Origin of the sequence: Cupriavidus taiwanensis, from assembly GCF_900249755.1 — a bacterium.
GTDB lineage: Bacteria > Pseudomonadota > Gammaproteobacteria > Burkholderiales > Burkholderiaceae > Cupriavidus > Cupriavidus taiwanensis_D.
Genome location: NZ_LT976853.1, coordinates 1,156,580 through 1,167,036, shown reverse-complemented (window position 1 = coordinate 1,167,036; position 10,457 = coordinate 1,156,580). Strand labels below are relative to the sequence as shown.

Below are 10,457 nucleotides of genomic sequence, written 5' to 3'. Positions count from 1 at the left end.
CGCACGCTATAATTTCGCCTTTCCAATCAGGCAGTTATCGCAAGCCATCGGCGCCCCTCTGGACGCCGCCGCGCGGGCGCAGTCTCCCATGCAGATCGTCAATATTTCCGCTTACAAGTTTGTCTCGCTAGACGACATCGAGACCCTGCGCCCGGCCATGCGCGAGCGCTGCGAGGCGGCGGGCCTGAAGGGCACGATCCTGCTCGCGCCGGAAGGCATCAATATGTTCCTGGCCGGCCCGCGCGAAGCCATCGACGGCTTCATGGCTTGGCTGCACGCCGATGCGCGCTTTGCCGATATCGCGCCCAAGGAAAGCCTGTCGGAACACCAGCCCTTCAAGCGCATGCTGGTGCGCGCCAAGAAGGAGATCATCACCATGAAGATGCCGCTGATCCGCCCCGAGGCGGGCCGTGCGCCGTCGGTGCGGCCGGCGGACCTGAAGCGCTGGCTGGACCAGGGGCACGACGACGAAGGCCGTCCGGTGGTGATGCTCGATACCCGCAATGATTTCGAGGTGGCGGTCGGCACCTTCGAAAACGCGGTCGAGTACGACATCGCCAAGTTCAGCGAATTTCCCGACGCGGTCGCCGCGCACAAGGCAGAGCTGGAAGGCAAGACCGTGGTCTCGTTCTGCACCGGCGGCATCCGCTGCGAGAAGGCGGCGATCCACATGCAGGAAGTCGGCATCGAGCGCGTGTATCAGCTCGAAGGCGGCATCCTGAAGTATTTCGAAGAGGTCGGCGGCAGCCACTATCGCGGCGACTGCTTCGTCTTCGACTACCGCACCGCGCTGAACCCCAGCCTGGCGCCGGCCGGCCCCAAGCAGTGCTTTGCCTGCCGCGCCGTGGTCACCCCCGAGCAGCAGCAAAGCCCGCACTATGTGGTCGGCAAGAGCTGCCCGCACTGCATCGGCGGCAAGGACCAGGCGGCGGCCTGACGGCCGCCTGCCCGCGCGGCTCAGGCCGCCAGCAGGTGGTAGAGGTTGCGCAGCATGCCGGCGGTGGCGCCCCAGATAAAGCGCTGGCCGCCGTTCTCGCGCGGATAGGGCATGGCGTAGAACATGCGTTCGCCGTCGACCCAGCGGAACAGGCGCCGCTCATGGTGCGACGGGTTCATCAGGAAGGCCAGCGGCACTTCGAAGACATCGGCCACTTCCGAGGCGTCCGGACGCAGCGTGAAGCCGTCGCGCACCACGCCCACCACCGGGCTGACGTGGAAGCCGGTGCCGGTGATGTAATCCGGCAGCGCGCCCAGCACCTCGACATAGTCGCGTGCCAGCCCGACTTCTTCCTCGGTTTCCCGTAGCGCGGTGTCGATGCGGTTGCGGTCCCAGGACTCCTGCCGCCCGCCGGGAAAGCTGATCTGCCCGGCATGCGCGCTGAGGTTGGCATTGCGCTGCGTCAGCAGCACCGTCAGGCCATCGCGGCGCTCGACCAGCGGCACCAGCACCGCGGCGTCGCGCAGCCCGCGGCTGCGATCGTATACGCGCGACTCGTCGGTCAGCTCGGGCGCCCAGGCCGGCGGCGCCTGGAAGCGGTGCCGGATAAAGTCCACCTGCAGCCGCGGCGCGCTCAGCGCACCGTTGCGCAGGTCGGTATCGATGACGGGAAGGGATTCGGGATCGAAGGCGGGACGCATAACATCGCAAGTATGACAGAAGCGCGCCATCTGGCGCCGCAGCAAAGCGCGGCCATGGACCCGCGCCGCCATGCAAAAAGGGCACCCTGGGGTGCCCTTCCTGAGGAAACGCTGGCCGGGTCGCCCCGGCCGGCATGTCCGGCTTACTCCGCGGCCTTGGCAGCGGCGGCAGCCTTCGACACCAGCTTTTCCTTGATACGTGCGGACTTGCCCGAACGCTGGCGCAGGTAGTACAGCTTCGCACGACGCACGTCGCCGCGGCGCTTCACTTCGATGCCGGCGATCAGCGGCGAGTACAGCTGGAACGTACGCTCCACGCCTTCACCCGACGAGATCTTGCGCACGATGAAGGACGAGTTCAGGCCGCGGTTGCGCTTGGCAATCACGACGCCTTCGTAGGCCTGCACGCGCTTGCGGTTACCTTCCACCACGTTGACGCTGACGACGACGGTGTCGCCGGGCGCGAATGCGGGGATGGTCTTGTTCGCGGTCAGGCGCGCGATCTCTTCCTTCTCGATCTGTTCGATGAGGTTCATCGTTTCTTCTCCGTAACCATCGTGCCCGGCGTTGTATGCCCCAGGATGACCCGGGGCCCCGGCAGAGGATGGGGTTTTACCTGGCGGGAGTTTCCCCCCGCCCTTCCTTCGCCGCCCACTCCGACAGGAATTTCTCGTCGGCGCGGGTCAGCAAACCTTGTTCGCGGGCCGCCTCGATCAGGTCGGGACGCTTGCTCGCGGTATTGGCCAGCGCCTGCTGGCGCCGCCATTTTTCAATCTCGGCATGATGGCCCCCGAGCAAAATGTCTGGGACCCGCACGCCTTCGTATTCCTCCGGCCGGGTGTAGTGCGGGCAATCGAGCAGGCCATTGACAAAGCTGTCCTGCACCGCCGACTGCGCATCGCCCAGCACGCCAGGCAGGTGGCGCACCACCGCGTCGATCAGCGCCATCGCCGGCAGTTCGCCGCCCGACAGCACGAAATCGCCGAGGCTGATTTCCTCGTCCACGCGGCGGTCGATCAGCCGCTGGTCGATCGCCTCGTACCTGCCGCACAGCAGCACCAGGCCCGGCCGCTGCGCCAGCTCCATGACCCTGGCATGCGTCAGGGTCTTGCCCTGCGGCGACATCAGCACCACATGCGGCCTGGCCACGCCGGCTTGCGCCTGCGCCGCCACCGCGGCATCGATCGCATCGTCCAGCGGCTTGGCCAGCATCACCATGCCGGGGCCGCCGCCGTAGGGCCGATCATCGATGGTACGGTAGTTGTCGGAGGTGAAATCACGCGGATTCCAGCTGCGCAACGCATACCGCTGCTGCTTGGCCGCCCGGCTGGTGATGCCCCAGTCGGTCAGCGCGCGAAACATCTCGGGAAACAGCGTGATCACGTCGAACTGCATCCGCTCTCTCCCTTCCTTGATTCGCACAAGCGCCGCACCTGCGCAGGCACAGCTCAGTAATCGAGTCCCCAGTCCACCACGATGCGCTTGCCGGCGGTATCCACCGTGCGCAGGAACGCGTCGACAAATGGAATCAGCCGTTCGCCGGCCTTGCCGTCGGGCTGCACGAAGGCAACCTGCAGGATCTGGTGGGCACCGTTGTCGATCAGCCCGGACACTTCGCCCAGCAACTCGCCTTGCTCGTTGCTGACGCTGCAGCCGATCAGGTCGACCCAGTAGAACTCATCTTCTTGCGGCGCCGGGAAATCCGCGCGCCGGATCCACACGCGGCGGCCACGCAGCGCTTCCGCAAGATTGCGGTCGGCCACGCCGGCAGCCTGCGCCACCACGGTGCCGCTGTGCTCGCGCGACTGCGCGATCTTCACGCAGACGGGCTGGGCCCGCGCCGCGTCGGCCGCCACCAGGCCCGCCTGGGGCGGACTGAGCAGCCACCAGCGGCGGGCATGCAGCAGCGCCGACGCGTCGTCGGCATGGGGCTGGACCTTGACCCAGCCACGGATGCCATAGGCAGCGCTGACATAGCCCACCTCAACCAGATCCTCCGGCAGGGGCTCGGCATACAGCAGCGCCGCAGGCAGCCTGAGCGACTTGGCTGGCTCGCCCTGCGGGCGGTTCAGCGGCAGCTTTGGCGCCAGATCCGGCGACCGTTCGCCCGGCTTTCGCTCAGTCACGTGTGCGCGTGGTTCAATGCAAACGCGCCCCGCCGGTCAAGGCAGGGCGCGTTGCAAGCGGCAATCAGGCAGCAGCCTTGGCGCCTTGCTTGACCAGGCGGGCAACGGTCGGCGACAGCTGGGCGCCGACGCCTTGCCAGTAGGCCAGGCGGTCTTGCGACAGGCGCAGGCCTTCTTCACCTTCCGAAGCCAGCGGGTTGTAGAAACCAACGCGCTCAATGAAACGACCATCGCGACGGTTGCGCGAGTCGGTGGCGACGATGTTGAAGAACGGGCGCTTCTTGCTGCCGCCGCGAGCCAGACGGATAACGACCATGGAATGATTCCTCAGAAAACGGGGTGTTCAAGGGCGTTCGAACACGAAACGCAAGAGTATAGCCCAATTCCCAAGGCCAAACAAACACTTAGGCAGTTGACGCGTGAACACGGCGCAGGCATCGTGGCAAAAACCGCGACAGGAGGCCCGACATGCGCCCGGCTCTGCACTTCATGGTTGGCATCGTACCGCGTACGCTGCTGCTCATCATGGTACTGGCAGCAGGGCGGCCCGCGCTGGCCGCCCTGCCGCTGGACCAGCTGCGCCTGCCGCCAGGCTTCCGCATCGAGGTGCTGACCGACGACGTGCCGGGCGCTCGCGCCATGGCGATGTCGCCGTCCGGCACGCTCTTCGTCGGATCGCGCAGCGAAGGCAAGCTCTATGCGGTCAGCGATGCGCTCGGCGCGCGCCCGCGGGTGCGCACCGTCGCCACCGGCTTGCGCAATCCGCTCGGCGTGGCCTTCCATGACGGCAGCCTGTATGCGTCGTCGGTCTCGAAGATCGTGCGGCTCGACCAGATCGAGACGCGCCTGGACCAGCCTCCCACACCCAGGGTGGTGAGCGACCGCTTCCCGTCGGACGGCCACCACGGCGGCAAATTCATCGGCTTCGGGCCTGACGGCTACCTGTACGTCGCCACCGGCGCCCCGTGCAACGTGTGCGAGCCCGACGAAACCCGCTATGCCAACATCGTCAGGATGAAGCCCGACGGCACCGGCCTGCAGGTGGTGGCGCGCGGCGTGCGCAACACCGTCGGCTTCGACTGGCACCCGGCCACGCGCGAACTGTGGTTCACCGACAATGGCCGCGACCGCATGGGCGACGACGTGCCCGACGACGAACTCAACCGCGTCACCGCGCCCGGCCAGCACTTCGGCTACCCGTACTGCCACGCCGGCAACGTCGCCGACCCGGAATACGGCAGCAAGCGGCCCTGCTCGGAATTCGTGCCGCCGGTGGCCCGCCTGGGCGCGCATGTCGCCGCGCTGGGCATGCGCTTCTACACCGGCACGCAGTTCCCGGCGGAATACCGCAACAACGTCTTCATTGCCGAACATGGCAGCTGGGACCGCAGCGAGCCTTCCGGCTACCGCGTGGTCCGCGTGGAGCTGGACGGCGCCGGCAAGGCCGTGCGCCAGGAGGTGTTCGCCCAAGGCTGGCTGCGCGGCGGCAGGCCCTGGGGCCGGCCCGCCGATGTCCTGGTCGCGCCGGACGGTTCGCTGCTGGTCAGCGACGACCATGCGGGGGCGATTTACCGCATCCGCTACCAGCCCTGAATCCGGCTGCAAGCCCCGCCCGGCGGGGCTTTGTGCAGGCGAAACAATCCGTTACACCGGTAACGGGATTGGCATAGGCGCCCCGATGCCCCATGCGTACCATGAACCCATCTTCCAACAGCAACACAGCGCGACAGGACCCTGGGAATCCGCATGCTCACCCGCTCTCTCCTGCGCGACCTGGTGGCTGGCATCCTGGTGGCCTCGGGCCTGGTCGGCGCGGTAGCCACCAGCCATGCCCAGGGCGCGTTCTGGCAACAAGTCCGTTCCGATGGCCGGCCCGCCCGGATCCAGTCCGGCGATGGCTGGCAGATGGCCAGCGTGCGCGCCGAAAGCCGTGAACACGTACAGGCCCAGATCGACCGGATGGAGGCGCGTGCCCGCGCCGACGACCGCCTCAGCGGCCGCCGCGCCGCGCTGGCCGGCGCCCGCGACGACAACCGCGGCCGCGGCCAGGAACGCATCCCGACCAATGACGCCCGCAACGAGCCCCGCCAGGGCCAGGTAGGTCCCGGCTGGCAGGCGCGCGGGCGCGACCATGGCCGCTGACCGAAGCTGGCGCCCCTTCCTCGCAGCTGAACCCGCGCCGCGCCCCTCGCTGCGGAACTCCGCCCCCGCCCGGCCTGTCTCTACTTAAGTGTGTGCCCCGTTTCCGGGCCGCGCGCACAGGCTGCCGCCCGGCGCTGTCCGGGGCTCACAGCGTGCCGTCATGTGCGGACGGCAATCGAACTGACCTGCCTCTGCCCGACACCTCCTGCCGGGACCCGACCAAGACGGCCCGGGCGCAGCCTCCAGAATGACAATAATTCTGTGAGGTTTGTCATGTCACCCCTGCTTAGCGACCTGGCCGAACATGCGGGCCAGCTATCGCTGTCGATCCTGTTCATGGGCATCCTGACCCTGGTTCTCTACAGCGAAACCCATATCAGCGAGCACGCCTCGGCCTTTATCCGCGGCCTGATCGCCGGCGGCTGGCATTAGCGCCGCTGCCTGCGCCTTTTGACGCACCTCCCTTCCCTGAGCTGACTGCCGGCGTACAATGTGGGCCGGCCGGTACCCTTGTGCCGCCACTTCCCGTGCCGGCGCAACGCCGGCCTGCACCCCAGGCCTGAAACTCTCTTTCCGACCATGCCCGCAGCCACGCCAGCCCGCCACGCCTCTCCGCTCGCCGCGCCGTCCGCGCGCGGCAAATCGAAGCTGCTGACCGTGGCGCTGGCCTTCCTGTTCGGCAGCCTGGGCGCGCACCGCTTCTACCTGGGCGGGCTGCGCGACCTGTATGGCTGGGCGCACCTGCTGGCGCTGCTGGCGGGCGCCATCGGCGTGGCATCCATGGCGACTGGCGCGGGCGCGCCGGCGCTCAACTGGACCTTTGCCGTGGCCGGCGGCGTTTCCGTCGTCAGCGCCTTCCTGGCAGCCATCGTCTACGGGCTGCGCCCGGACGACAAATGGGATGCGCGCTTCAACCCGCACGGCCAACCCACGCGCTCGGGCTGGCCCGTGGTGATCCTGGTGATCCTTTCGCTGCTGATCGGCACCGGCCTGCTGATGGCGGGGCTGGCGATCAGCTTCCAGACCTTCTTCGAGTCGCAGGTCGAGGCCGCGCGCGAACTGTCGCAGTAGGCGCCCGCGCACTGCCCGCCTCGTCCATCGCTTGTGCGCGGTCAACGCGGCCGCAATCGCCGGTTTCCCTTTCTGCCAATTCGCCCATACTGGTAGAGCCGTCCGATCCTGGCGGCGCGACGCGCGGCGAGGCCATGCCCCGGCAGCGCAAAGGAGCAAGAATCGACATGCCAAGCTATGAGGAAGGACGCCTGGCGGCAATCGCCGTCAGGCTGGCGCTGTCCTCGGGACTGCCGCCATCGAGCGCCAAGGCCGCGCTGGATCTCGCCAGCAGCATGATCGGCGACCAGCAGGCCACCGCAGCCGCTCTGAAGGCTCAGAACAGTGAACCCTGCGGATCGTCCTTGCCGCTGGGGCCCGCCGCCGGCGGGCGGAAACGGGAAGTATCCAGTTCAAACCGGTTGTAGCGGAAGCCGAGCCGTTCGGCGGCCTTGTAGAAGCGCTGGCGCAGCAAGTCCGCCCACACGCCGGTCCCGCGCATGCGCGTGGCAAAGCTGGCATCGTAGGCTTTGCCTTCGCGCATGTCCCGCACGCGGTTCATGACGCGTTCGGCGCGGTCCGGGAAGTGCGCCTGCAGCCATTCCTCGAACAGCGGCCGGACCTCCCACGGCAGCCGCAGCACAATATAGTTCGCATAGACGGCGCCCGCCTCGCGCGCCGCTTCCAGCACGCGCTCCAGGTCGGGTTCGGTGATGAAGGGAATCACCGGGGCGATGCTGACGCCGACCGGGATGCCGGCGTCGGTCAGCGTGCGGATGGTGCGCAGCCGCCGCGCCGGCGTCGCCGCGCGCGGTTCGAGCGTGCGCGCAATGCCGGCGTCGAGCGTGGTGATGGTCAGCGCCGCCACCGCCAGCCGCCTGGCCGCCATCGGCGCGAGCAGGTCGATATCGCGCTCGATCAGCGATGACTTGGTGATCAGCGCCACCGGGTGGTCGCATTCGTGCAGCACTTCCAGCAACTGGCGCGTGATGCGCTGTTCGCGCTCGATCGGCTGGTATGCGTCGGTGTTGACGCCCAGCGCAATGGTCTCGCAGCGGTATGACGGCCGCGCCAGCGTTTCGCGCAGGCGCTCGGCGGCATTGGTCTTGGCATAGAGCTGGGTTTCGAAATCCAGCCCCGGCGACAGGTCCAGGTAGGCATGCGTCGGCCGCGCGAAGCAATAGATGCAGCCATGCTCGCAGCCGCGGTAGGGATTGAGCGAAACGTCGAACGGGACGTCGGGCGAGGCATTGCGCGTCAGCACGGAACGCGCGCGCTCGAGATGGACTTCGGTGCGCAGCGGCGGCAACGGCGCGTCGTCGCCACCACCCGGCACGGCCTCGGGTGCCGCGGCGGGGTCTTCCGGCACGGGGCCCCAGCCATCGTCGAACGCTTCGCGCTGGTCGCGCTCGAAACGCCCCTGCAGGTTGCTGACGGCGCCGCGGCCCTTGCGCGCCGCGGGCGGGCGCACGCCGGCCTGCGGCGCCTGCGCGTCCGGGTCGGGCTCGCGCCGCGTGGCGCCGCCGGGGGATTTGAGTTTGGGCGGGGGGCGCTCCATGCTGGCCTTCGTCACGCTGGCTGGCTCTTCTCCTCGACCGAGATGGCCAGTGTCTCCTTGATCTCTTCCATCACCACATAGCTCTTCGACTGCGCCGCGCCCGGCAGCTGCAGCAGGATATCGCCCAGCAGCCGGCGGTACTCGCCGATCTCGCGGATGCGCGCCTTGATCAGGTAGTCGAAATCGCCCGACACCAGGTGGCATTCCAGCACTTCCGGAATACGCAGCACCTCGCGGCGGAACTGCTCGAACATATTGCCCGACTTGTTGCCCAGCGAGATCTCGACGAACACCAGCAGCGCGCTGCCCAGCAGTGCCGGGTTGAGCCGTGCGTAGTAGCCCATGATGACACCATCGCGCTCCAGGCGCTTGACGCGCTCGATGCACGGCGTGATGGTCAGCCCGACCGCCTCGGCCAGGTCTTTCATCGACATCCTGCCGTCGCTCTGCAGCGCGGTCAGGATCTTGCGGTCGAGCCGGTCGAGGGTGCGCTGCGGCTGGCGACTCGTTCTCATGAGTTTTTCCTGTTTTCCTGAGAAATTCGGTAACTATGACTGGATTGCATTCAATAGTATAGAGACAAATCCTCTATACCCTTGTCATCGCAGTTGGAGCCCCCGAACATGCGCGTTCTCGTACTTGGCAGTGGCGTGATTGGCGTCACCAGTGCGTGGTACCTGGCCAAGGCCGGTCATGAAGTGACCGTGGTCGACCGCGAGGCCGGCCCCGCGCTCGGCACCAGCTTTGCCAACGCGGGCCAGATCTCGCCCGGCTACGCGTCGCCGTGGGCCGCGCCCGGCGTGCCGCTGAAGGCGATCAAGTGGATGTTCCAGGAACACGCGCCGCTCAGCATCCGCCCGGATGGCACGCTGTTCCAGCTGCAATGGATGTGGCAGATGCTGCAGAACTGCAGCGCCGCGCGCTACGCCGTCAACAAGGAGCGCATGGTGCGGCTGGCCGAGTACAGCCGCGACTGCATCCGCGCGCTGCGCGCGGAAACCGGCATTGCCTATGAAGGCCGCCAGCAAGGCACGCTGCAGGTGTTCCGCACCGACGAGCAGCTGCACGGCGCGGCCAAGGACATCGCGGTGCTGGAACAGGCCGGGGTCCCCTACCAGTTGCTTTCGCGCGAAGAACTCGCCGCGAGCGAACCGGCGCTGGCCGCCGTCCGCCACAAGCTGGCCGGCGGCCTGCGCCTTCCCAACGACGAAACCGGCGACTGCGCGCTGTTCACGCAACGCCTGGCCGGCATGGCTGCCACGCTCGGCGTGCGCTTCCTGTACAACCGCTCGATCGACCGACTGATGAGCCAGGGCGACGCCGTCACCGGCGCCGTGGTCGACGGCGAGCCGATGGCGGCTGACCTGGTGGTGGTGGCGCTGGGCAGCTGGTCGACGCAGCTGGTCAAGCCGTTCCTGCGCGGCATGTCCAACCTGCCGGTGTATCCGCTCAAGGGTTTCTCGATCACCGTGCCGCTGACCGATGCCTCGCGCGGGCCGGTCTCGACCGTGCTGGACGAGACCTACAAGGTGGCGCTGACCCGCTTCGACGACCGCATCCGCGTGGGCGGCATGGCGCAGATCGTTGGCTATGACCGCAGCCTGGATCCGGCCAAGCGCCGCACGCTGGAACACGTGGTGACCGACCTGTTCCCGGGCGCCGGCGATGTCAGCCAGGCCACCTTCTGGACCGGCCTGCGCCCCATGACCCCGGACGGCACGCCCATCGTCGGCCCGACCCAGGTGCGCGGCCTGTGGCTCAACACCGGCCACGGCACGCTCGGCTGGACCATGGCCTGCGGCTCGGGCAAGCTGCTGTCGGACCTGGTGTCGGGCAAGTCGCCGGCGATCCGCGCCGACGATCTTTCGGTCAGCCGCTACTTCAAGCCGGCGCGCCATCACCTGGCGCCGCGCCCGGCGGCTGCCTGATACCGGCGCTCACCG

The 10,457-nt window shown here is 67.9% G+C and carries 13 protein-coding genes; 6 read left to right on the top strand and 7 right to left on the bottom strand.

Going from position 1 to position 10,457, the window contains the following annotated elements:
- The first annotated feature begins 88 nt into the window (after nt 1-88).
- A complete protein-coding gene (locus CBM2594_RS05295; RefSeq protein ID WP_116355926.1) occupies nt 89-937 on the top strand; it encodes a sulfurtransferase in 849 nt (282 codons plus the stop codon).
- Nucleotides 938-957: 20 nt separating this feature from the next.
- Here the strand turns inward: CBM2594_RS05295 and CBM2594_RS05290 are convergent, their stop codons facing one another.
- The 5 genes from CBM2594_RS05290 to rpsP all read right to left on the bottom strand — a co-directional run bounded on the left by CBM2594_RS05290 (nt 958) and on the right by rpsP (nt 4,080).
- The gene (locus tag CBM2594_RS05290) at nt 958-1,638 is read right to left on the bottom strand and encodes a CoA pyrophosphatase (RefSeq protein WP_116355925.1); all 681 of its coding nucleotides are present in this window, start codon (nt 1,636-1,638) and stop codon (nt 958-960) included.
- 143 nt (nt 1,639-1,781) lie between these two features.
- Nucleotides 1,782-2,174: a 50S ribosomal protein L19 gene (gene rplS, locus CBM2594_RS05285; RefSeq protein ID WP_012352117.1), complete on the bottom strand. Its 393-nt coding sequence runs from the start codon at nt 2,172-2,174 to the stop codon at nt 1,782-1,784.
- Between the two features lie 76 nt (nt 2,175-2,250).
- Nucleotides 2,251-3,033 carry a tRNA (guanosine(37)-N1)-methyltransferase TrmD gene (gene trmD, locus CBM2594_RS05280; RefSeq protein ID WP_116355924.1) on the bottom strand — a complete coding sequence of 261 codons (783 nt, stop codon included), beginning with the start codon at nt 3,031-3,033 and terminating at the stop codon, nt 2,251-2,253.
- 53 nt (nt 3,034-3,086) lie between these two features.
- A complete protein-coding gene (gene rimM / locus CBM2594_RS05275) occupies nt 3,087-3,710 on the bottom strand; it encodes a ribosome maturation factor RimM (protein WP_116357697.1) in 624 nt (207 codons plus the stop codon).
- Between the two features lie 118 nt (nt 3,711-3,828).
- A complete protein-coding gene (gene rpsP, locus CBM2594_RS05270) occupies nt 3,829-4,080 on the bottom strand; it encodes a 30S ribosomal protein S16 (RefSeq protein WP_116355923.1) in 252 nt (83 codons plus the stop codon).
- A gap of 152 nt (nt 4,081-4,232) precedes the next feature.
- Between rpsP and CBM2594_RS05265 the strand changes: the two genes are divergently transcribed.
- The 4 genes from CBM2594_RS05265 to CBM2594_RS05250 all read left to right on the top strand — a co-directional run bounded on the left by CBM2594_RS05265 (nt 4,233) and on the right by CBM2594_RS05250 (nt 6,977).
- Nucleotides 4,233-5,357, top strand: coding sequence for a PQQ-dependent sugar dehydrogenase (locus tag CBM2594_RS05265; protein ID WP_116355922.1), 1,125 nt, complete (start codon nt 4,233-4,235; stop codon nt 5,355-5,357).
- Between the two features lie 153 nt (nt 5,358-5,510).
- Nucleotides 5,511-5,906: a hypothetical protein gene (locus CBM2594_RS05260; RefSeq protein WP_116355921.1), complete on the top strand. Its 396-nt coding sequence runs from the start codon at nt 5,511-5,513 to the stop codon at nt 5,904-5,906.
- Between the two features lie 273 nt (nt 5,907-6,179).
- On the top strand, nt 6,180-6,338 hold the full coding sequence (locus CBM2594_RS05255; RefSeq protein WP_165835196.1) for a hypothetical protein: 159 nt from the start codon (nt 6,180-6,182) through the stop codon (nt 6,336-6,338).
- A gap of 147 nt (nt 6,339-6,485) precedes the next feature.
- Entirely contained in the window at nt 6,486-6,977 is a 492-nt protein-coding gene (locus CBM2594_RS05250; protein WP_116355920.1) for an NINE protein, read from the top strand.
- A 316-nt stretch (nt 6,978-7,293) separates the two neighbouring features.
- Here CBM2594_RS05250 and CBM2594_RS05245 read toward each other — a convergent pair whose 3' ends face one another.
- Nucleotides 7,294-8,514 (bottom strand): PA0069 family radical SAM protein, encoded by a 1,221-nt coding sequence (locus tag CBM2594_RS05245; RefSeq protein ID WP_373457581.1) that lies wholly within the window; start codon nt 8,512-8,514, stop codon nt 7,294-7,296.
- Between the two features lie 11 nt (nt 8,515-8,525).
- On the bottom strand, nt 8,526-9,029 hold the full coding sequence (locus tag CBM2594_RS05240; RefSeq protein ID WP_116355918.1) for an Lrp/AsnC ligand binding domain-containing protein: 504 nt from the start codon (nt 9,027-9,029) through the stop codon (nt 8,526-8,528).
- Between the two features lie 108 nt (nt 9,030-9,137).
- On the opposite strand from CBM2594_RS05240, the gene CBM2594_RS05235 reads away from it, so the two are divergent.
- Nucleotides 9,138-10,442 carry a D-amino acid dehydrogenase gene (locus tag CBM2594_RS05235; RefSeq protein WP_116355917.1) on the top strand — a complete coding sequence of 435 codons (1,305 nt, stop codon included), beginning with the start codon at nt 9,138-9,140 and terminating at the stop codon, nt 10,440-10,442.
- Nucleotides 10,443-10,457 lie beyond the last annotated feature (15 nt).

What these genes read in the sequence shown, in the direction of transcription:
- rplS (WP_012352117.1), bottom strand. Translation starts at nt 2,174, where the DNA reads ATGAACCTCATCGAACAGATCGAGAAGGAAGAGATCGCGCGCCTGACC.
- CBM2594_RS05265 (WP_116355922.1), top strand. Translation starts at nt 4,233, where the DNA reads ATGCGCCCGGCTCTGCACTTCATGGTTGGCATCGTACCGCGTACGCTG.
- rpsP (WP_116355923.1), bottom strand. Translation starts at nt 4,080, where the DNA reads ATGGTCGTTATCCGTCTGGCTCGCGGCGGCAGCAAGAAGCGCCCGTTC.
- CBM2594_RS05240 (WP_116355918.1), bottom strand. Translation starts at nt 9,029, where the DNA reads ATGAGAACGAGTCGCCAGCCGCAGCGCACCCTCGACCGGCTCGACCGC.
- CBM2594_RS05245 (WP_373457581.1), bottom strand. Translation starts at nt 8,514, where the DNA reads ATGGAGCGCCCCCCGCCCAAACTCAAATCCCCCGGCGGCGCCACGCGG.
- CBM2594_RS05250 (WP_116355920.1), top strand. Translation starts at nt 6,486, where the DNA reads ATGCCCGCAGCCACGCCAGCCCGCCACGCCTCTCCGCTCGCCGCGCCG.
- CBM2594_RS05295 (WP_116355926.1), top strand. Translation starts at nt 89, where the DNA reads ATGCAGATCGTCAATATTTCCGCTTACAAGTTTGTCTCGCTAGACGAC.
- trmD (WP_116355924.1), bottom strand. Translation starts at nt 3,033, where the DNA reads ATGCAGTTCGACGTGATCACGCTGTTTCCCGAGATGTTTCGCGCGCTG.
- CBM2594_RS05290 (WP_116355925.1), bottom strand. Translation starts at nt 1,638, where the DNA reads ATGCGTCCCGCCTTCGATCCCGAATCCCTTCCCGTCATCGATACCGAC.
- CBM2594_RS05235 (WP_116355917.1), top strand. Translation starts at nt 9,138, where the DNA reads ATGCGCGTTCTCGTACTTGGCAGTGGCGTGATTGGCGTCACCAGTGCG.
- CBM2594_RS05255 (WP_165835196.1), top strand. Translation starts at nt 6,180, where the DNA reads ATGTCACCCCTGCTTAGCGACCTGGCCGAACATGCGGGCCAGCTATCG.
- CBM2594_RS05260 (WP_116355921.1), top strand. Translation starts at nt 5,511, where the DNA reads ATGCTCACCCGCTCTCTCCTGCGCGACCTGGTGGCTGGCATCCTGGTG.